The following is an 18,592-nucleotide window of genomic DNA, read 5'->3' on the forward strand; positions in this document are numbered from 1 at the left end:
CTGCCAGGAACGGAAGGACAACGGATGTGCCGTGATGCGTATGTTCCCTACGAGCCCTTGAACGTCCTGAAGCCGGTTGCGCCGGATGTCTGGATCGTGGACGGCCCGGAGATCCGGCTCAGCTACATGGGCCTGAAGCTGCCCTTCCCGACCCGGATGACGGTCGTGCGCCTGCCGGACGGAGGCCTGTGGATTCACTCGCCGATCGAGCCGGACGGCGCCCTCGTCGAGCGCATCCTGGCCCTTGGCCCCATACGCTTCCTCATTGCCCCCAACACCCTTCACTACTGGTGGGTGCCGGATTGGAAGGCCCGCTTCCCCGAGGCCGAAGTCCATGGGGTTCCAGGTCTCGACCGCAAGGCGAAGCGCCCCCTTCCGGTCGACCGCGTGCTCGGCGATGCGCCTGCGGCCGCATGGGCGGACGTGATGGATCAGGTTCTCGTCCACGGAGACGGGCTCACGGAAGCCGATTTCTTCCACCGCCCCTCGCAAACGCTCATCCTCACCGACCTGATCGAGAATTTCGAGATGGGGCGGGTTCGGCAATGGTTCTACCGCTGGCTCCTGCGCCTTGCCGGGCCTGTCGATCCGGACGGCAAGACGCCTGTGGATCTCCAGCTCAGCTTTCTCCGTCAGCGCCGGGCCGTGAAGGCCGCGGTCCGGCGCATGATCGCCTGGAGCCCTGAGCGGGTCATCATCGCCCACGGACGATGGTATGACGGGAACGGCACGGCCGAGCTGCAGCGTGCCTTCCGGTGGGTTCTCTAGCCCCCGTAGTCGGAGCGGCGGCAATCCTGGCCGTCTAGGCCCGCAGCGCCTCGTCGAGGTCGCGGTAGAGATCCTCCACGTCCTCGATGCCGGTGGAGAGCCGCAGGAGGTCCGGCGGGCAGGGCGTGCCCGGCCCCTCGATGGAGGCGCGGTGCTCGATCAGGCTCTCGACGCCGCCGAGCGAGGTGGCGCGCTTCCACAGGCCCACCCGGGCGGCGGTGCGGATCGCCGCGGCCTCGCCCTCGGAGACCTGGATCGACAGCATGTAGCCGAAGCCGTTCTCCATCTGCCGGGCGGCAATGTCGTGGCCGGGATGCTGCGGCAGGCCCGGATAGAGTACGCGGGCCACCTTCGGGTGCGCGGCGAAGCGCTGGGCGAGGTCGAGGGCGCTCCTGGCCTGGGCCGCCGTGCGCACATGAAGCGTGCGCATGCCGCGCATCAGGAGATAGGCCTCGAAAGGCCCGAGGATCGCGCCCTGCATCTTGCGGATATTGACGACGCGGGTCCAGAACGCATCCGCCTTGGCGCCGGCGAGTGCGCCGGCCACCACGTCGGAATGGCCGTTCAGCACTTTCGTCGCCGCATGCATGACGATGTCGGCGCCAAGATTCAGCGGTCGGGTGTGGATCGGCGAGGCGGTGGTGGAATCGACCGCGAGCCTGGCCCCGGCCGCATGCGCGATCTCGGCGGCGCCGGCGATGTCCGTGATGGTCCAGAGCGGGTTGGAGGGCGTCTCGATCCAGACCAGCTTGGTCTCGCCAGGCTTTACCGCCTTGCGCAGGGCATCGAGGTTGTCGGTCTCGACGAAATCGACCTTGAGGCCCCAGCGGACCGCCTCGGTCATGAGCCAATTGCGCAGGGCCCAGTACATGACCTTGGAGGCCACGATGTGGTCGCCCGGATCGAGGGCCTGGAACACCGCGGTGGCCGCCGCCATGCCGGAGGAGAACAGCAGCGCGCCGGCCTCGGCCTCCTCCAGCATCGCCAGCACTTCCTCGGCCTCGCGGACCGTGGCATTGTCCGGCCGGCCGTAGACGAAGCCGGAGGAATAGGCATTGTCCTCATCGCGGATATAGGTGGTCGCCACGTGGATCGGCGGCACGACCGCCTTGGTGATCGGATCCACATGGCCCATGGCCTGCGCGGTGAGGCTGCGCTTCGACCACCGGGAACGCGATGACGGCATAGGGAACCTCCGGAGAGCGTGACAGGTTGCGTCACTGAGAAACAGACACGCTGCTCTTAAAGGGATTTCGGGGATGCATACAGACCAAACTGTGCCGGGCAGCCATGCAATGCCGCCGCTGCTCCGTTTTCTCGTGGCCGTGCTGCCGGTGGTCGCGGTGGCGGTGTCGGCGAGCCTCGTCACGCAGCCGAACATTCCCACCTGGTATGCGGGGCTCCAGAAGCCGGGCTTCACGCCGCCGAACTGGGCCTTCCCGGTCGCCTGGACGATCCTCTACGCCATGATGGCCTATGCGCTCTGGCGCATTCTCTCCCTGCCCGAGAACCGGCCCGGACGCAGGGCGGCGATCATCGCGTTCTTCGTGCAGCTCACCTTGAACGGAGCGTGGTCCTTCGCGTTCTTCGGGAGCAAAAGCCCGCTCGCCGGCCTCGTGGTCATCGCGGCCCTGATCGTGGCGATCCTCGCCACGATCCGCATCTTCTGGAGACTCGACCGCACGGCGGCCTTGCTGCTGGTGCCCTATCTCGCCTGGGTGGCCTACGCGACCCTGCTCAACGGCACGATCTGGCGGCTGAACGCCTAGCCGAGCATCTGAACGATAGCCTCATCCTGAGGAGGTCGCTTCAGCGACCGTCTCGAAGGACGAGGCGTCTCCAGAGAGCACTGGAGGCTCCTTCGAGACGCCTGCTCCGCAGGCTCCTCAGGATGAGGATTGTGTGTGGAAGCGTGCGCTATTCCGGCTTGTCGAACAGGTCCGGATCCTTGTCGTGATGGTCGAGCACGCCGACGAAAGGCAGCTGCCGGTAGGAATGGGCCACATCCATGCCGTAGCCGATCACGAACACGTCCGGGCAGGTGAAGCCCACATATTCCGGGTGGATCTGCACGGCGCGCTTGCCGGGCTTTTCCAGCAGCACGGCGGTCTTCACGCTCTTGGCGCCGCGGGCCATGAGCAGGTCCTTGGCGAAGGTGACCGTGCGGCCCGATTCCAGGATATCGTCCACGAGCAGCACGTCGCGCCCGCGCACGTCGCTTTCCACGTCGCGCAGGATGGTGACGTTGCCGGTGGAGACGGTGCCGTCGAGATAGCTCGACAGGTGCACGAACTCCACCTGGGGCGCGAGCCCGGCCCGGTGCAGGGCGCGGATCAGGTCGGCGGCGAACATGAAGCTGCCCTTGAGCACCGCCACCACGAGCAGGTTCTCGGGCTTGGTGGCCGCGATCTCCTCGGCCAGCGCCTCGTTGCGCTTGGCGATGGTGTCTTCGTCGAAAAGAACCCGGATGCGGTGGGCAGTGCTCATCATGATCGTCCAGAAAAGAAATATGAGGCTCTCGAAGCCGCCCCTTCACGACCATGCCTGCCCCAGGATGTCAAACGGAGTTGGTGGTTTTTGAAGCAAAAGCACGCCGCCACTCCCCTCTCCCGTGTGGGAGAGGGGCAGGGGTGAGGGCGTGACGGTCAACCAGCCTAAAACTGACCGTGCCCACTGCAGCACGTCACCCGCTGCACTCTATCCGGCACCGGCCTTCCCTCACCCCAACCCTCTCCCACACGGGAGAGGGAGATTTCGTCCTGCGGCACTATCCCGCGAGGGGTTCGCTTCCCGTTACACTCCTGCAAGTTTATGGCTTGCTAACCATAGCGGGGCGATAAGGAGGCGAATCGCGGACGTCTCCCGCCCCATAACCGCAACGCTCAAGGACGGCTCGGCCAGGTGTGAAAGCGCTCGATCACGACGACTACCCCTACGATGACAACGCGGCCCCGGTCGTGCATTTCGAGAATGTGGGCGTGCGCTACGGCATGGGGCCCGAGGTCCTGCGCGACCTGACCTTCTCCATCGAGCACAACTCGTTCCAGTTCCTCACCGGCCCGTCGGGCGCCGGCAAGACGACGCTGCTGCGCCTCATCCTGCTCTCGGTGAAGCCGACCCGCGGCCTGATCTCCATGTTCGGCGAGGACGTCTCCCGGATCTCGAAGGACGAGCTGACCGCCTTGCGCCGCCGCATGGGCGTGGTGTTCCAGGATTTCCGCCTGCTCGACCACCTGACCACCTACGAGAACGTGGCCCTGCCGCTGCGCGTGCAGGGCAAGGAGGAGGCGAGCTACCGGGCCGAAGTGGTCGAACTGCTGCGCTGGGTGGGCTTAGGCGACCGCATGCACATGCTGCCGCCTGTGCTCTCGGGCGGCGAGAAGCAGCGCGCGGCGATCGCCCGCGCGCTGATCGTGCGCCCGGACCTGCTGCTCGCGGACGAGCCCACCGGCAACGTGGACCCGTCGCTCGCCCGCCGGCTGCTGCGCCTGTTCATCGAACTCAACCGGCTCGGGACCTCGGTGATCATCGCCACCCACGATTTCGGTCTCATGGATCAGCTCGACGTCCGCCGCCTCGTGCTCGGCGACGGCCGGCTGCATATCGACGAGTGAGCCGGATGAACGGGTCCCCGCAACCTCGCCTGAAGAAGGCCGCTGCCGCCGCCGACGGGCCAAAGCGCCCCCTGCCCGCCTCGCTCAGCCGGAACGCCCCCCTGGTGCCGGTGGACTCGGCCGGCGGGCAGGCGCTGGCCGCCGTCATCGCGATCCTCACCTTCCTGGCGGCCCTGTGCGCCGGCGGCGCCGAACTCGTGGCGGCAAGCTCCGCCCAGTGGCGCTCCGAGATCTCCCGGGAAGTCACCATCCAGATCCGGCCCAATGCCCAGCGCTCCATCGACCAGGACGTGGAGCGCGCCGTGGCGCTGGCCCGCCAGGCGCCGGGGGTCGAGGAGGCCCAGGCCTTCACACGAGAGGAATCCGAGCGTCTGCTCGAACCCTGGCTCGGAACCGGCCTCGATTTCAACGACCTGCCGGTGCCCCGCCTGATCGTGATCAAGATCCAGGAAGGCGCGAAGCCTGATTTCAGCGCCTTGCGCCAGTCCCTGCAGCGGGAGGTGCCGGGCGCGACGCTGGACGACCATGCCCTGTGGGTCTCGCGTCTCTCCACCATGGCCAACACCATCATCGGCGTGGGCGTGTTCCTGGTCACCTTGGTGCTGATTGCGGCGGCGCTGGCGGTCATCTTCGCCACCCGCGGGGCCATGGCCAGCAACCGGGAGGTGGTGGAGGTTCTCCATTTCGTGGGCGCCAACGACGATTTCATCGCCAAGGAGTTCCAGCGCCGCTTCTTCCGGCTCGGCCTGCGCGGCGCCGCCATCGGGGCAGGCGCCGCCATGGTCCTGACTCTGGCCCTGGGGCTCGTGACCCGCTCCTGGCGGGCAAGCCCCACGGGCGACCAGATCGAGGCGCTGTTCGGCGCCTTCACCATCGGCTGGCGGGGCTATGCGGTCGTGGTCCTGATCGCACTCTTCGTGGCAGTCATCACAGGCATCGTGTCGCGCCTGACCGTGAGACGCTTTCTTAACGAAAATGGTTGATGGTGAGCCTTAACAAGGAATAAGCGGGCTGCCTCTCCATTGCCGCAATCTCCATTATCCTCGTCCCGGATGACCTCGCGAACGCAGAGTTGGAGTGCGCCGGGCGCCATGGACACAACGGAAGCCGTCGGATGGGGCTGGACGATGCCGGAATCGCCTAAGGCTCCCGCACGACGGTCCTGGACGCGTCGCGTCCTGGGCTTGGGCTTCTGGGCCGCGACCTGTGCCGCCATTGCCGGTTTCCTGGGCTTTCTCGTCTTCGTCTACAGCCTCGACCGGTTCGAGCAGCGGCCGGAAACCCGGGCGGACGGCATCGTGGCGCTCACCGGCGGCGCCCAGCGCATCGGCGACGCCATCGACCTCCTGGACAAGGGCTATGCCAAGAGGCTCCTGATCTCGGGCGTCAACGAGAACACCAGCCGCGATCAGATCGCCCGGCTCAATCCCGGCCAGCGGCGCCTGTTCGATTGCTGCGTGGACCTCGACTACCGGGCCCGCAACACCATCGGCAACGCCATCGAGACCCGGCGCTGGGCCGAAACCAACAGCTTCAACACCATCATCGTAGTGACCTCGAACTACCACATGCCGCGCACGCTGGCGGAGCTCGACCACGCCCTGCCGAACCTGCAGAAGATCCCCTATCCGGTGGCCGCGACCATCGACCCGCACGACTGGTGGCACAATCCGGCCGTGGCCCGGGTGATCTTCACCGAATACCTCAAGTTCCTGGCGGTCTGGGTGCGCACCCATCTCGAGGACGACCCGGAGCGCTCCTCGGTGGCCCACCTCATCAGCGGCGGATCCCCGGTCAAGAAGCAGCTGATCGCCGAACCGATCTGGCGCTAGCGCATCGTGCGGACCCAGCGGGCCGCGCCAGCGAAAAGTGGACCCAGTTTTCCGCGTCAACGATGCGCAAGCATAAGGTGAAGCATCGGATGAACCCCAAAAGTGCAAGTCCACTTTTGGGTCCGATGCTGTAGAGGTGCTGACAAAAACCCTCTAAGGTGAGCGTGACCGCGGAGCCTCTTGCTCCGCTTTTCGTTTTGCGATGCCATGCTGATCCTCCGCTCCCTGCTGTTCAACGTCGCCTTCTATGCCAACCTGATCCTGTGGCTTTTCCTGCTCCTGCCCGGGCTGCTGGTGCCGCGCCGGACCTTCATGCAGATGGTCAAGCTCTGGGGCCGCACGTCGATCTGGCTGCTGCGGGTGATTGCTGGCATCAAGGTCGAGATCACTGGCCTGGAGAAGATCCCGCCGGGCGGGGCCCTGGTGGCGGCCAAGCACCAGTCGTTCCTGGAAACCTTCACCATCGTGACGTTCCTGGATGACCCGACCTACATCCTGAAGCGGGAGCTGATGTGGCTTCCCATCTTCGGCTGGCACCTGGCCAAGGCCCAGTGTGTGCCGGTGAACCGCAAGGCCGGCTCGCTTGCCCTGGTGCAGATGACCCAGCGGGCGAAGGAAGAGGCGGAGCACGGGCGCCAGATCATCATCTTCCCCGAGGGAACCCGCCGCCCGCCGGGCGCGCCGTCGGCCTACAAGTACGGCGTGGCGCATCTCTACCAGAATCTCGGTTTCCCCTGCATTCCCATCGCCCTGAACGCCGGGCTCTACTGGCCGCGCCGCCAGTTCATCCGCCGCCCCGGCACCGTGCGGATCGAGGTGCTCGCCCCCATCCCGGCGGGCCTGCCGCGCGATGAGTTCTTCCAGCGGGTGCAGGCTGAGATCGAGACGGCCTCGAACCGGCTCTACGAGGAGGGCCGGCGGGAGCTCGGCCTCGGTCCAGCATCACCGTCCGAGGCCACGCTGTCGAAGGCGTAACGAGACTTTCACCCCATCATGGCCGGTCTTGTGCCGGCCATCCCGATACGGAGAAGCGCAGCGCTTCACATCATCGGGATCACCGGCACAAGGCCGGTGATGACGTGAGCGGGTGTCATTCCCGGCGAGCGTCAGCGAGGCAAGGGAATCCATAGCGCTGCGCCTGATCGTGGATCCCCTTCCCGGCCTCACGGCCGCCGGGGATGACAAAACCCCTTAAAAACCCGCAAAACCTAGGCTCTGCCAAGCTTCTCATTGCCTTGACGACTCACCTGCCCGTTCTTACATATAAGAACATATGGCGAACAAACGAACCATATCCTGGAATGCGGCCATGCGGGATCTCCGCAACGACCGAATGCGGAGGGCTGGCGTGCGCGAGGAAAGGCTACGGGCGACCGCAGGGCTTCGCTCCTCTTCCACCCTGAGTTCCTGGCGCGGCCGTTCGGGCCGCCGCTACATCGTCGGCGTGCATCCGCTCAACGAGGCGGAGCTGCTCGACGTGACGGACGCAGTGATCCTGGCCGTCAGGCGCGACCGGGACGGCACCGGCACGGTGATCGACGCCGCCATGGCCGCCTCCGAGCCGGCCGAGCACACCCGGATGCGCTGGCTGGCTAAGATGCAGGAACGGGGCGCCACCGAGCTTCACATTCATCGGCTCGCCGCAACGGACGAGGATCGCCGCGCGATCTTCGAGGACCTGCGCGAGAACGAGACTCAGGCTTCCTGATCGAGCGCACCGACGATCTTATGCAGCAGCGGGTCGGTCACGTTCATCCCGATGAGGTGATCGTAGGTGTTGCGCACGTAATCCGGGTTGCGCCCGGAAACTCCCTGCCCCTGCCGCACATGCCTCAGCACATCCTCGAAGGACAAACGCCCGGCATATTGCCCGTGATAGCGGTCGACCACGTAGGCCAGGGCCCGGACCCGCCGCCCGTCCGCCAGCCGCACCGGCAGGCGTCGCTCCAGATAGACGGCCGTGACCTGCTCGCGCTCGCGCAGGTACTGGATCGTGGCCTCAGCCTCCTCCGGCGCAACCTGGAAGGCGACGCCGTGGCAGCGGCCGCCGCGGTCGAGGCCGAGCACCAGCCCGGGATGCTCGGGCGTTCCGCGATGGACATGGGAGAAGACGCAGAGCGAACGGTGATAGCCGTAGAGATGGGCATGGGCGCGCTCGAGATAGGGAAAGCCCGGCCGCCACATGAGCGAGCCATAGCCGAACACCCATAAATCCTCCGTGAGGTCGTTCATGTCACCCGCGCCCGAACCTTGCCTGCATCGGGCGCTACCAGTTACGAAGCATCCGCACAACAGGAGATCGCGCATGGATCAGGCCGCCCCGACGGGCAATGTTCGCCGCAGCCGTTTCTGGCTCTACACGCCCTTCGTCCTGCTGCTTCTGCTGGCCATTGCCTGGAGCGTCGCCTGGTTCGTGATCCGCAACCGCACGGCGGAGGCGCTGGACGGCTGGATCGCCGCGGAGGCGCGCGCCGGACGGGAGTGGACCTGCACGGACCGCAGCATCGCCGGCTACCCGTTCCGCATCGAGGTGGTCTGCAGCAATCTCGAGCTGAAGCGCGGCGCCGTGACGGCCTCGTTCGGCCGCACCGAGGCGGTGGCGCAGGTCTACCAGCCGCGCCGCATCATCGCCGAGGTGGCCGGCCCCTTGCGCGTGACCGACGGCACCGTGGCGGTGCAGGGCAGCTGGGACCTGCTGCAGGCCAGCATCAACGCCTCGCAGACGGGCCTGCAGCGCCTCTCCGTGGCCGCGGACGCGCCGAAGGTGACCGTCACCGGTCTGCCGGCCGGCGAGTTCAGCGGATCGGGCCGGCATCTGGAGCTTCATGTCAGGCCCAACCCGTCCCGGGCGGCCGAGCAGGCCCGCGACGTGGCAGCCTCCATCACGGATGCCCGCATTCCTCTTCTCGATGGGCTGATCGGCGGCACGGAACCGGCCAACCTGAACGCGGATGTGACCGTGACCCAGGCCGACGGCTTCAAGGGCGGCACCATTGCGGAGGAGCTGGAGCTCTGGCGCAAGGCCGGGGGCAAGCTCGACCTCCTGATGCTCTCGGCCACCAAGGGCTCGCGCCAGATCGAGACCAAGGGCGAGCTGCGCCTCGACGAGCAGCACCGGCCCGCGGGCCAGATCAATGTGGCGGCCGCCGGCCTCGACGGGCTTCTCGGCAACCTCACCGGCGGACGCCTCGGCGGCAATCTCTTAGGGATGCTGCTGGGACAGGGCCCGCGCGCCAACGCGGCTCAGCCGAACGCCAAGCCGCAGCTCGCCTCCCTGCCGCCGCTGCGCCTGGAGAACGGCTTTCTCGCCATGGGGCCGTTCGTGATCCCGAACGTAAAGCTGCAGCCGCTGTACTAAGCCCCCAACGTCATCACCGGCCTTGTGCCGGTGATCCCGATTGGAGAGGCGTCGCGCTTTTCATGATCGGGATGGCCGGGACAAGCCCGGCCATGACGGAGAGGGTGTCATTCCCGGGAGGACGCGCAGCGGAGGGGAAGGGAATCCACTCACACGCACGGCATTATGGATCCCCTTCCCGCACTTCGTGCGCCGGGGATGACAAGCGTGCCGCCTAAGCCTTGTCCTCGCGCCTTCGGCCGAAATCCGGCTCCGGCGTTTCCTGGCCGGACGAGATGATGCCGCGGCGGATGGCGCGGGTGCGGGTGAAGAGATCGAAGAGCTTGTCGCCCTCGCCCCAGCGGATGGCGCGGGCGAGCAGCGCGATGTCCTCGTTGAGGCGGCCCAGCATTTCCAGCACGGCCTCGCGGTTGTGCAGGAACACGTCGCGCCACATGGTCGGGTCGGAAGCGGCGATGCGGGTGAAGTCGCGAAAGCCGCCGGCCGAGAACTTGATTACCTCGCCTTGCGTGACCGTCTCCAGATCCGCCGCCGTGCCGACGATGTTGTAGGCGATGAGATGCGGCACATGGCTGGTGATGGCGAGCACGAGGTCGTGGTGCTGCGCGGTCATGACCTCCACGTTGGAGCCCATGGCCTCCCAGAAGGCGCGCACGCGCTCGACCGCCGCCTCGTCTTCGCCCTCGGGCGGGGTGAGGATGCACCAGCGGTTGTGGAAGAGCGTCGAAAAGCCCGCGTCGGGCCCCGAATGCTCCGTGCCCGCCACCGGATGGGCCGGGACGAAATGCACGCCCGGCGGCAGGTACGGCTGCACCTGCGCCACCACGGAGGCCTTCACCGAGCCCACATCCGACACGATGCAGCCAGGCTTCAATCCTGGGCGCATCGCTTCGGCGACCTTGCCGCAGACGCCGACCGGCACGCAGAGGATGACGAGATCCGCATCCCTCACGCCGGCCGCCACGTCGGTGGTGGCCTCGTCCGCAAGCCTAAGCTCCCGCACCCGTGCGACAACCGCGTCGCTCGCATCCACCGCCACGATGGTGTGCGCGAGGTTGAGCTGACGGGCGGCGCGGGCAATCGACGAGCCGATCAGCCCGAGGCCGACGAGAGCGATGCGCTCGACAAGCGGCGTGTCACGCGGGGGACCGAGACGCTCAGGCATTTTTCCCGCCCATGAAATCGCGCAGGGCCGCCACCACAAGGCCGTTCGCCTCCTCGTCGCCCACGGTCAGGCGCAGGGCATCGGGCAGGCCATAGGCCGCAACCTGACGCAGGATGAGCCCGCGCGCGGTCAAGAAGGCATCGGCGTCCTTCGCGGTCTTGCCCGCTTCTTTCGGGAAGTGGACCAACAGGAAATTGCCGACGCTCGGGGTGACTTTCAGGCCGAGCGCCTCGATCTCGCGGGTAAGCCAGGCGAGCCATTTGTCGTTGTGCTCGATGGCTTTTGCGATATGCGCCTCGTCCTGGATCGCCGCAATGCCGGCGGCCATCGCCGGGCCGCTCACGTTGAACGGGCCGCGGATGCGGTTGATCGCGTCAGCGATGTGGGCGGGCGCCACCATCCAGCCGAGGCGAAGATTCGCGAGTCCATAGATCTTAGAGAAGGTGCGGGTCATCACCACGTTCTCGGAGGTGGCGACGAGCTCGAGTCCCGCCTCGTAATCGTTGCGGCGCACGTACTCGGCGTAGGCCGCGTCGAGCACCAGCAGCACATAGGGCGGGAGGTTCGCGTGCAGGCGCTTCACCTCGTCGAAGGGAATGTAGGTGCCGGTCGGGTTGTTGGGATTGGCCAGGAAAACGATCTTGGTCCTGTCCGTCACCTTTGCCAGGATCGCGTCCACGTCGGTGCGCAGATCCTTCTCCGGCGCGACCACAGGCGTGCCGCCCGCGGCCTGGATCGCGATGCGGTAGACCAGGAAGCCATGCTCCGTGAAGATGCCCTCGTCGCCAGGCCCCACATAGGCGTTCGTGATCAGGGACAGGAGTTCGTCGGAGCCCGTGCCGCAGATGATGCGGTTCGGATCGAGCCCGTAGCGGGCCGCAATCGCCTCGCGCAGTTTGGTGGCGGCGCCGTCCGGGTAAAGCTCGAGATGGTCGAAGGTCCGGATCGCCTCCATGGCCCTCGGCGAGGGGCCGAGCGGCGTCTCGTTCGAGGAGAGCTTGTGGATCTTCGCAACCCCTGCGGCCTTGCTCTTGCCGGGCACGTAGGCGTCGATCTGCATGACGCCGGGGCGGGGTTGGGGACGAGCGGACATCGGTGACTTCCTGAAAACAATCGGAATTGCAAAAGGGCTCTAGCGCAGGTCGGACTTCATTTCACGTGGAAACGTTCGGCATGGCTGCCGACCTCGGCCAGCTGGGCGAGGCTGGCGCCGGCCTTCGTCAGGGTTTCATGAAGCTGCGCCGGCTCGACGGTGCCGGGGACCGCGATGAGTTCCGACAGGCCATGGGCGTCGGCCGCGCTCGCCACCACCTCGCCGCCGAGGCGGACGAGGGCCTCGTTGGCGCCCCGGTGCCAGCGCTCGAACTGGGCGGCATAGAGCACCACGTCGCGCACAGCCGCATCCACCAGGGGCTTGGAGATCACGAAGACCGGGGTTCCGGCCGGATGGTCAGGCCGCTCGATGAAGGGCAGTCGGGCGATCACCTTCGGGCGGTCCCGGTCGGCGAGCGTGCGCCACCAGGCGCCGCTCGTGGCGCCCTGGTCGAGGCGGAAGATGCCGAGATCGCCCCCGGAGGAGGCCACCGCCTCGATCACCGCCGCGGCGCTGGGATGCGTGATGTAGGGCACCGTGAAGCCGAAATGGAACCGGGCCGAGTCGCGCATGGGGGCATCGCCCCCGGAGACGTCGGCATGAACGGAATAGTTGGACTGCACATAGGTGAAGGTGCCGATGATCACCCGCCAGATGCTCTCCACCGTGTCGAGCGGCAGCAGGCCCTCGTGACGCTCGGCCAGCGCCTTCATCATCGAGGCCTCGCGGCCGGGGCGGAAGGCCGAGGCAATGCCGGTCTTCGAGGCCTTCTTGGACGCGATCAGCCGGTCGATGATGGTGCCGCGCTCCATGAGCAGCCGATGCATCGCCTCGTCGATGCGGTCGATCTCCTGGCGGAGCTCGGCAAGAGCAAGGACAGCCTTCTCGGCGGGCTTCTCGGCGGACATGGATAGATCCTCAGGCTCGATGCCGTTTCTTTGACGGTTTTGGCCGGGCTTGTCATCTCCGATTGCGCACCGGGGTGAGAGCCAGCGCCTTCAGGCCTGAGGCCGGTTGGCCTCAAGCCGTCAGGTCAATCGAGGGTGGCGCGCTGGGCAGCCCGGCTCGATGTGGTGTTGGTAAGTGAGAGCCAAGCTGCTCGTCACGCGCGGTTTGTTTCAGCGGACCTGGTCCAAGCCAGGATCGGCCACCCGCGATCACAGGCGTGCGAGACCTGCGGCGGGACCGCTTCCCACCCCACTCCTGCGACGCCTCGCGAGCGCGCCCCTCGAAGGGCGGGAATGCACAACGATATAGCCGAGCTTAAGGCAGCTGTCAAGAACAAACTGAGAACGTTGCTCCTGACGCCCCGGTGTCATTCCCGGCCGGAGCGTCAGCGGAGGGGAAGGGAACCCACGATCAAGCGCTGCGCTATGGATCTCCTTCCCTCGCTTCGCTCGCCGGGGATGACACCTGGGACACTCCCCTCTCCCGGGCGGGAGAGGGGCAGGGGTGAGGGCGTGCGGCTTCACCAGCCAAGCGCCGTCGTCTCCGATGCAGCACGTTACACGCGGCACTTTATTCGGCACGGGCCTTCCCTCACCCCAACCCTCTCCCAAACGGGAGAGGGAGAGGCGCCCTATCCTGCATGCGATCCCAGATCGGCTGAGCCGTCCGGGATGAAACCCTGAGCCCGATGCCGGGGCGTTATGTTCGTTGACGCAACCGCCGCCCCGCAGTACCGATTGTTCGAAAGAACGAACGTTTCCGCTGAAATATGTCCTTTGCCCCCCTCGTCTCCGAACCGCGAAGCCAGGTCGACGATCCGTCGAGCCTGGTCATGCGCTTTGGCCCGGACGAGCCCCTGATGATGGATGCCGGGATCGCGCTCGCGCCCTGGCAGATCGCCTACCAGACCTACGGCACGCTGAACGCGGACAAATCCAACGCGGTGCTGATCTGCCACGCGCTCACCGGCGATCAGCACGTGGCGAACGACAATCCGGTGACGGGCAAGCCCGGATGGTGGCTCACCATGGTGGGGCCCGGCCGGCCGGTGGACACGGACCGGTTCTTCGTGATCTGCGCCAACGTGATCGGCGGCTGCATGGGCACCACGGGCCCGGCCTCGATCAACCCGGCCACAGGCCAGCCCTACGCCCTCGACTTTCCGGTCGTCACGATCCCCGACATGGTGCGCGCGCAGGCTGCTCTCATCGACCGGCTCGGCATCGAGAAGCTTTTTTGCGTCGTCGGCGGCTCCATGGGCGGCATGCAGGTGCTGCAATGGGCGGCGGCCTATCCCGACCGGGTCTTTGCCGCACTTCCCATCGCCACCGCCGCCCGCCACTCGGCCCAGAACATCGCCTTCCACGAGGTCGGCCGCCAGGCCGTGATGGCCGATCCGGAATGGCGCGGCGGGCGCTACCTGAACGAGGGCACGCGCCCGTCCAAGGGGCTGGCCGTCGCCCGCATGGGCGCGCACATCACCTACCTGTCGGAAGTCGCCCTGCACCGGAAGTTCGGGCGCAATTTCCAGGACCGGGCCGCTCCCACCTTCTCCTTCGACGCCGATTTCCAGATCGAGAGCTACCTGCGCTACCAGGGCATTGCCTTCGTGGAGCGGTTCGACGCCAACTCGTATCTCTATGTCACCCGGGCGATGGATTATTTCGACATCGCGGCCGAGCATGGCGGCTCGCTGGCCAAGGCCTTCAAGGGCACGCCCACGCGCTTCTGCGTGATCTCGTTCACCTCCGACTGGCTGTTTCCCACCTCCGACTCCCGGGCCATCGTGCATGCGCTGAACGCTGCGGCGGCGTCCGTCGCCTTCGTGGAGGTGGAGAGCGACAAGGGGCATGACGCCTTCCTGCTCGAGGAGCCCGAGATGTTCGCGGCGGCGCGGGGCTTCATCGATGCGGCGGCGCGCGCCCGGGGGATCGCATGAGCCTGCCCGGCACCCTGCCCCTCACCGATATGGCGAGCGGCCACCGCCTCGACTTCCTGCTGGTCGCCGACATGGTCGAGCCCGGCTCCCGCGTGCTCGATGTGGGCTGCGGCGACGGGGCGTTGCTCTCGCTCCTGCGCGACCGCAGGGGCGTCGACGGGCGCGGCATCGAGATCTCGCGGGAGGGCGTCAACGCCTGCCTCGCCAAGGGGCTGCCGGTGATCCAGGGCGATGCCGACACCGACCTCGCCGATTACCCGGACGATGCCTTCGACTACGTGATCCTGTCGCAGACGATCCAGGCCACGCGCCAGCCCAAGGTGGTGCTGGAGCATCTCCTGCGCATCGGCCGCCGGGCCATCGTGTCCTTTCCGAATTTCGGCCACTGGCGGGTGCGCGTCGATCTCGGCCTGCGGGGCCGGATGCCCATGACCGAGAACCTGCCCTATTCCTGGTACGACACGCCCAACATCCATTTCTGCACCATCCGGGACTTCGTGGAGCTGTGCCGGGAGGTCGGGGCCGGGATGGAGAAGGCCGTGGCGCTGAACGCCGGCGGCCAGCCCATGCGCGTCACCTTGCCCTGGTGGGTGTGGAATCTGTTCGGGGAGCAGGGGGTGTTTTTGCTGAAGCGGCGGTAGTTTACCCGGTGTCATTCCCGGCCGGAGCGTAGCGGAGGGGAAGGGAATCCACAGCGCCGAGGGTGTGACTGGATCCCCTTCCCGGCCTTACGGCCGCCGGGGATGACACCCTCTTCGTCATGGCCGGGCTCGTTTCGGCCATCCGCGTCTTCGGCCGTTTCGTCCCCCTCAGCCTGAGGAGGCTGGAGAGGCGGATAGGAATACGTGGATCCCCGGAACAAGTCCGGGGATGACGGGGAGAGTTGTTACCCCTCCCGCTCCGCCAGGGGGTGCAGGTCCCGCACCATACCCTTGAGGCGCTCATCCAGCACGTGGGTGTAGATCTGCGTGGTCGAGATGTCGGAATGGCCCAGAAGCTCCTGCACCACGCGCAGGTCCGCCCCGTTCTGGAGCAGATGGCTGGCAAAGGCGTGGCGGAGCACGTGAGGGCTGACCTTGTCGGCGCGCAGGCCTGCGGCCCCGGCCAACACCTTGAGATCGCGGGCAAAGGCCTGGCGGGTCAGGTGGCCGCTTTCGCTGTCGGCTGGGAACAGCCAGGGACCGGCGGCCTTTGTCTGCTCCTCGAGCAGGGCGAGATAAGTGCGGGCCGCCTCGCGGGCCGCGTCGGTCAGGGGCACCAGCCGCTCCTTGGCGCCCTTGCCGCGCACCACGAGAAATCGGTCGCGGGTTTTGGCCGCGCTCTTGGGCAGGGCGATCAGCTCGGAGACGCGCAGGCCCGTGGCGTAGAGGAGTTCCAGCAGGCAGGTCATGCGGGCGGCACGCAGGCGCTCAAGTTGCGTGGCCTGGTGATGGGCGATGCCCTCGGAGGCCACCTGCAGCAGGCGGTCGACCTCGGCGACGGAGAGGACTTTCGGCAGCGCCCTGCCGCGCTTCGGCGCCGACACGGCGGCCGTGGGGTCGGCCGGGGCATAGCCTTCCACGTAGAGGAACTTGTGGAACTGGCGCACGGCTGAGAGCCGGCGGGCTGCGGAGGTGGCCTTCAGGCCCCGCTCCTCCAGGCTCGCCATGAAGCCCCGGATGGTGGCGGAGGTGGCGTTGTCGGGCTGGGCGCCCGCCTCAGCGAGGAAGCTCAGGTAATCGTCGAGGTCGCGCCGGTAGGCATCGAGCGTGTTCTTGGAGGCGCCGCGCTCGGCGGCGAGCATGTCGAGGAAGAGGCTGGCCTGGCGGGCGCCGCTCATGAGGACGAGGGCGGACGGCTGGTCTGGACCGGAACGCTGATCTCGCGCGGGTCGGGATCGACAAAGGTCGCCAGGGCGAACATGGCGGCAAAGCCAAGGCCCGCGAGAATGGCGACGACGAGGAGAAACCGGAAGAGAGTGGGCACCTGAGCCTCTTGAAACGTTAAACCGCTAGAACCATGCCGGGGCCCGGAAGGCAACCCCCTTGCGTCGGTTAAGTTTGGCCGGGACAGGGGAATAACGCCCTTGTGACAGCCCGCCGCGCCCGTGCTAGGACATGGAGCCATGAACAAAATCAGCCGCTTCAATTCGCTCGATGAAGCAGGCGGGCAAGACCAGGCAAGCCAGCGCGGCCATCCCATCAGCCGCCTGCTCGGCACGCGATCGCTCGTGCTCGTCGGCCTCATGGGCGCCGGGAAGAGCACCGTGGGCCGCAGGCTCGCGCAGGCGCTCAAGCTGCCCTTCCGCGACGCCGATCACGAGATCGAGGCCGCGGCCGGCATGACGATCCCGGAGATCTTCGCCATCCATGGCGAGGAGCACTTTCGCGACGGCGAGCGCCGCGTGATCGCGCGCCTGCTGCAGGACGGCCCCATCGTGCTCGCCACCGGGGGCGGCGCCTTCATGAACGAGGAGACCCGCCGGCGGATCGCCGAGCGGGGCATCTCGATCTGGCTCAAGGCCGATCTCGACGTGCTCATGCGCCGGGTGCGCAAGCGCCAGACCCGCCCCCTGCTGCAGAACCCGGACCCCGAGGGCACCATGCGCCGCCTCATGGACCTGCGCCATCCGGTCTATGCCACGGCCGACATCACGGTCGATTCCCACGAGGCCCCGCACGACAAGGTGGTGACCGAACTCATCAAGGCCCTGCGGACCTGGCTCGAACACGGCAAGCAGGAGAGCGCCCGGTCATGACGCTTTCATCAGCCAGGATGGACAACCCGTCCTTGATCACCGTGCCGGTTCCCCTCGGAGACAGAGCTTACGACATCCTGGTCGGACGTGGCCTGATCGCGTCCGCAGGCGCGCGCATTGCGGCTCTGGGCGCCCGCGCCGCCGCCATCGTGACCGACGAGCATGTGGGGCCGCTCTATGCCCACGCGCTCGCGGCTTCGCTCGAAGCGCAGGGCCTTCGCGTCTCCGTGACCGCCTTAGCCCCCGGCGAGGCCACGAAATCCTATGCCGGCCTGGAGCGGGTCTGCGATGCGGTGCTGGCGGCAAAAATCGAGCGCGGCGACCTCGTGGTGGCGCTCGGCGGCGGCGTGATCGGGGACCTGGCGGGCTTTGCCGCCGCGGTGGTGCGCCGGGGCGTGCGCTTCGTCCAGGTGCCCACCACCCTGTTGTCCCAGGTCGATTCCTCGGTGGGCGGCAAGACCGGCATCAATTCGCGCCACGGCAAGAACCTCGTCGGCGCCTTCCACCAGCCGAGCCTCGTCATCGCCGACACGGCGCTGCTCGACACGCTCCCGATCCGCGAAATGCGTGCCGGCTACGCCGAGGTGGCGAAGTACGGCCTCATCGACGACGAGCGGTTCTTCGCCTGGTGCGAGGGCAACTGGTCCGGCATCTTCGCGGGCAGCCTCGCGCGCGACAAGGCCGTGGCGCAGAGCTGCCGCGCCAAGGCGGCCGTGGTGGTGCGCGACGAGCATGAGACCGGCGACCGGGCGCTGCTCAATCTCGGCCATACCTTCGGCCACGCGCTCGAAAAGATCACGGCCTACGATTCCGCACGCCTCGTCCACGGCGAGGGCGTCGCCATTGGCTTGGCCCTCGCCTTCCGCTTCTCCGCCTCGCTCGGACTTTGCCCGCTGGCGGACGCGGAGCGCGTCGAGGCTCACCTAAAAGCCACAGGGCTTCCCACGCGCCTGTCCCAGGTTCCGGGCGGCTGCGGCACGGTGGACGAGCTGCTTGCCGCCATGGCCCAGGACAAGAAGGTGAAGGGCGGCGCCCTCACCTTCATCCTGGCGCGGGGCATCGGCCAGAGCTTCATCGCGCCGGGCATCGAGGCCGAGACGGTGCGCAGGTTCCTCGCAAGCGAGATCGACGCATAACG

20 protein-coding genes are annotated in these 18,592 nt (G+C 67.2%); 12 read left to right on the top strand and 8 right to left on the bottom strand.

The window, feature by feature from the left end:
• Positions 1 to 24 precede the first annotated feature (24 nt).
• A complete protein-coding gene (locus JAO75_RS01790) occupies positions 25 to 768 on the top strand; it encodes a DUF4336 domain-containing protein (RefSeq protein ID WP_199046166.1) in 744 nt (247 codons plus the stop codon).
• Positions 769 to 802: 34 nt separating this feature from the next.
• Here the strand turns inward: JAO75_RS01790 and JAO75_RS01795 are convergent, their stop codons facing one another.
• On the bottom strand, positions 803 to 1,954 hold the full coding sequence (locus JAO75_RS01795; protein WP_199046167.1) for a trans-sulfuration enzyme family protein: 1,152 nt from the start codon (positions 1,952 to 1,954) through the stop codon (positions 803 to 805).
• 73 nt (positions 1,955 to 2,027) lie between these two features.
• Between JAO75_RS01795 and JAO75_RS01800 the strand changes: the two genes are divergently transcribed.
• Entirely contained in the window at positions 2,028 to 2,537 is a 510-nt protein-coding gene (locus JAO75_RS01800; protein WP_199046168.1) for a TspO/MBR family protein, read from the top strand.
• A 148-nt stretch (positions 2,538 to 2,685) separates the two neighbouring features.
• On the opposite strand, the gene hpt is transcribed toward JAO75_RS01800, so the two are convergent.
• Positions 2,686 to 3,258, bottom strand: a complete 573-nt coding sequence (hpt, locus tag JAO75_RS01805; protein ID WP_199046170.1) for a hypoxanthine phosphoribosyltransferase — start codon at positions 3,256 to 3,258, stop codon at positions 2,686 to 2,688.
• A 500-nt stretch (positions 3,259 to 3,758) separates the two neighbouring features.
• Between hpt and JAO75_RS01810 the strand changes: the two genes are divergently transcribed.
• The 5 genes from JAO75_RS01810 to JAO75_RS01830 all read left to right on the top strand — a co-directional run bounded on the left by JAO75_RS01810 (position 3,759) and on the right by JAO75_RS01830 (position 7,922).
• Positions 3,759 to 4,382 carry a cell division ATP-binding protein FtsE gene (locus tag JAO75_RS01810; RefSeq protein WP_210340146.1) on the top strand — a complete coding sequence of 208 codons (624 nt, stop codon included), beginning with the start codon at positions 3,759 to 3,761 and terminating at the stop codon, positions 4,380 to 4,382.
• A 5-nt stretch (positions 4,383 to 4,387) separates the two neighbouring features.
• Positions 4,388 to 5,365, top strand: coding sequence for a cell division protein FtsX (locus JAO75_RS01815; protein ID WP_199046174.1), 978 nt, complete (start codon positions 4,388 to 4,390; stop codon positions 5,363 to 5,365).
• Between the two features lie 108 nt (positions 5,366 to 5,473).
• Complete coding sequence (locus JAO75_RS01820; RefSeq protein ID WP_246742308.1) at positions 5,474 to 6,214, top strand: YdcF family protein; 741 nt, start codon at positions 5,474 to 5,476, stop codon at positions 6,212 to 6,214.
• Between the two features lie 207 nt (positions 6,215 to 6,421).
• On the top strand, positions 6,422 to 7,189 hold the full coding sequence (locus tag JAO75_RS01825) for a lysophospholipid acyltransferase family protein (RefSeq protein WP_199046178.1): 768 nt from the start codon (positions 6,422 to 6,424) through the stop codon (positions 7,187 to 7,189).
• A gap of 334 nt (positions 7,190 to 7,523) precedes the next feature.
• Complete coding sequence (locus JAO75_RS01830; protein WP_246742309.1) at positions 7,524 to 7,922, top strand: hypothetical protein; 399 nt, start codon at positions 7,524 to 7,526, stop codon at positions 7,920 to 7,922.
• Here JAO75_RS01830 and JAO75_RS01835 read toward each other — a convergent pair.
• A complete protein-coding gene (locus JAO75_RS01835) occupies positions 7,910 to 8,446 on the bottom strand; it encodes a gamma-glutamylcyclotransferase (protein ID WP_199046181.1) in 537 nt (178 codons plus the stop codon). The two genes, JAO75_RS01830 and JAO75_RS01835, sit on opposite strands and share 13 nt — an antisense overlap.
• 73 nt (positions 8,447 to 8,519) lie before the next feature.
• Between JAO75_RS01835 and JAO75_RS01840 the strand changes: the two genes are divergently transcribed.
• Positions 8,520 to 9,572: a DUF2125 domain-containing protein gene (locus JAO75_RS01840; protein WP_199046182.1), complete on the top strand. Its 1,053-nt coding sequence runs from the start codon at positions 8,520 to 8,522 to the stop codon at positions 9,570 to 9,572.
• A 214-nt stretch (positions 9,573 to 9,786) separates the two neighbouring features.
• On the opposite strand, the gene JAO75_RS01845 is transcribed toward JAO75_RS01840, so the two are convergent.
• The 3 genes from JAO75_RS01845 to JAO75_RS01855 are packed head-to-tail and all read right to left on the bottom strand — an operon-like array spanning position 9,787 to position 12,738.
• A complete protein-coding gene (locus JAO75_RS01845) occupies positions 9,787 to 10,737 on the bottom strand; it encodes a prephenate/arogenate dehydrogenase family protein (protein ID WP_199046183.1) in 951 nt (316 codons plus the stop codon).
• A complete protein-coding gene (gene hisC / locus JAO75_RS01850) occupies positions 10,730 to 11,830 on the bottom strand; it encodes a histidinol-phosphate transaminase (RefSeq protein ID WP_199046186.1) in 1,101 nt (366 codons plus the stop codon). Before hisC ends, JAO75_RS01845 begins: the two co-directional genes overlap by 8 nt.
• Before the next feature lie 56 nt (positions 11,831 to 11,886).
• Positions 11,887 to 12,738, bottom strand: coding sequence for a chorismate mutase (locus JAO75_RS01855; protein WP_199046188.1), 852 nt, complete (start codon positions 12,736 to 12,738; stop codon positions 11,887 to 11,889).
• An 809-nt stretch (positions 12,739 to 13,547) separates the two neighbouring features.
• Here JAO75_RS01855 and metX point away from each other — a divergent pair.
• Together metX and metW are read left to right on the top strand one after the other, a co-directional pair.
• Positions 13,548 to 14,717 (top strand): homoserine O-acetyltransferase MetX, encoded by a 1,170-nt coding sequence (gene metX / locus JAO75_RS01860; protein ID WP_199046190.1) that lies wholly within the window; start codon positions 13,548 to 13,550, stop codon positions 14,715 to 14,717.
• Entirely contained in the window at positions 14,714 to 15,358 is a 645-nt protein-coding gene (gene metW / locus JAO75_RS01865; protein ID WP_199046192.1) for a methionine biosynthesis protein MetW, read from the top strand. Before metX ends, metW begins: the two co-directional genes overlap by 4 nt.
• A 245-nt stretch (positions 15,359 to 15,603) precedes the next feature.
• On the opposite strand, the gene xerD is transcribed toward metW, so the two are convergent.
• Positions 15,604 to 16,536, bottom strand: a complete 933-nt coding sequence (gene xerD, locus JAO75_RS01870; RefSeq protein WP_199046194.1) for a site-specific tyrosine recombinase XerD — start codon at positions 16,534 to 16,536, stop codon at positions 15,604 to 15,606.
• The gene (locus tag JAO75_RS01875) at positions 16,533 to 16,682 is read right to left on the bottom strand and encodes a histidine kinase (protein ID WP_199046196.1); all 150 of its coding nucleotides are present in this window, start codon (positions 16,680 to 16,682) and stop codon (positions 16,533 to 16,535) included. The genes xerD and JAO75_RS01875 overlap by 4 nt, the downstream gene beginning before the upstream one ends.
• Before the next feature lie 139 nt (positions 16,683 to 16,821).
• Here JAO75_RS01875 and JAO75_RS01880 point away from each other — a divergent pair, with 139 nt between their 5' ends.
• A complete protein-coding gene (locus JAO75_RS01880; RefSeq protein WP_199046198.1) occupies positions 16,822 to 17,454 on the top strand; it encodes a shikimate kinase in 633 nt (210 codons plus the stop codon).
• On the top strand, positions 17,451 to 18,590 hold the full coding sequence (gene aroB / locus JAO75_RS01885) for a 3-dehydroquinate synthase (protein WP_246742310.1): 1,140 nt from the start codon (positions 17,451 to 17,453) through the stop codon (positions 18,588 to 18,590). The genes JAO75_RS01880 and aroB overlap by 4 nt, the downstream gene beginning before the upstream one ends.
• The last annotated feature ends 2 nt before the right edge of the window (positions 18,591 to 18,592 follow it).

It is taken from the genome of Microvirga splendida (assembly GCF_016427565.1).
Lineage (GTDB): Bacteria > Pseudomonadota > Alphaproteobacteria > Rhizobiales > Beijerinckiaceae > Microvirga > Microvirga splendida.

What these genes read in the sequence shown, in the direction of transcription:
- JAO75_RS01840 (WP_199046182.1), top strand. Translation starts at nt 8,520, where the DNA reads ATGGATCAGGCCGCCCCGACGGGCAATGTTCGCCGCAGCCGTTTCTGG.
- JAO75_RS01855 (WP_199046188.1), bottom strand. Translation starts at nt 12,738, where the DNA reads ATGTCCGCCGAGAAGCCCGCCGAGAAGGCTGTCCTTGCTCTTGCCGAG.
- JAO75_RS01835 (WP_199046181.1), bottom strand. Translation starts at nt 8,446, where the DNA reads ATGAACGACCTCACGGAGGATTTATGGGTGTTCGGCTATGGCTCGCTC.
- JAO75_RS01795 (WP_199046167.1), bottom strand. Translation starts at nt 1,954, where the DNA reads ATGCCGTCATCGCGTTCCCGGTGGTCGAAGCGCAGCCTCACCGCGCAG.
- JAO75_RS01880 (WP_199046198.1), top strand. Translation starts at nt 16,822, where the DNA reads ATGAACAAAATCAGCCGCTTCAATTCGCTCGATGAAGCAGGCGGGCAA.
- JAO75_RS01800 (WP_199046168.1), top strand. Translation starts at nt 2,028, where the DNA reads ATGCATACAGACCAAACTGTGCCGGGCAGCCATGCAATGCCGCCGCTG.
- hpt (WP_199046170.1), bottom strand. Translation starts at nt 3,258, where the DNA reads ATGATGAGCACTGCCCACCGCATCCGGGTTCTTTTCGACGAAGACACC.
- metW (WP_199046192.1), top strand. Translation starts at nt 14,714, where the DNA reads ATGAGCCTGCCCGGCACCCTGCCCCTCACCGATATGGCGAGCGGCCAC.
- JAO75_RS01820 (WP_246742308.1), top strand. Translation starts at nt 5,474, where the DNA reads ATGGACACAACGGAAGCCGTCGGATGGGGCTGGACGATGCCGGAATCG.
- aroB (WP_246742310.1), top strand. Translation starts at nt 17,451, where the DNA reads ATGACGCTTTCATCAGCCAGGATGGACAACCCGTCCTTGATCACCGTG.
- JAO75_RS01810 (WP_210340146.1), top strand. Translation starts at nt 3,759, where the DNA reads ATGGGGCCCGAGGTCCTGCGCGACCTGACCTTCTCCATCGAGCACAAC.
- JAO75_RS01845 (WP_199046183.1), bottom strand. Translation starts at nt 10,737, where the DNA reads ATGCCTGAGCGTCTCGGTCCCCCGCGTGACACGCCGCTTGTCGAGCGC.
- JAO75_RS01830 (WP_246742309.1), top strand. Translation starts at nt 7,524, where the DNA reads ATGCGGGATCTCCGCAACGACCGAATGCGGAGGGCTGGCGTGCGCGAG.
- hisC (WP_199046186.1), bottom strand. Translation starts at nt 11,830, where the DNA reads ATGTCCGCTCGTCCCCAACCCCGCCCCGGCGTCATGCAGATCGACGCC.
- JAO75_RS01815 (WP_199046174.1), top strand. Translation starts at nt 4,388, where the DNA reads ATGAACGGGTCCCCGCAACCTCGCCTGAAGAAGGCCGCTGCCGCCGCC.
- xerD (WP_199046194.1), bottom strand. Translation starts at nt 16,536, where the DNA reads ATGAGCGGCGCCCGCCAGGCCAGCCTCTTCCTCGACATGCTCGCCGCC.
- JAO75_RS01790 (WP_199046166.1), top strand. Translation starts at nt 25, where the DNA reads ATGTGCCGTGATGCGTATGTTCCCTACGAGCCCTTGAACGTCCTGAAG.
- metX (WP_199046190.1), top strand. Translation starts at nt 13,548, where the DNA reads ATGTCCTTTGCCCCCCTCGTCTCCGAACCGCGAAGCCAGGTCGACGAT.
- JAO75_RS01825 (WP_199046178.1), top strand. Translation starts at nt 6,422, where the DNA reads ATGCTGATCCTCCGCTCCCTGCTGTTCAACGTCGCCTTCTATGCCAAC.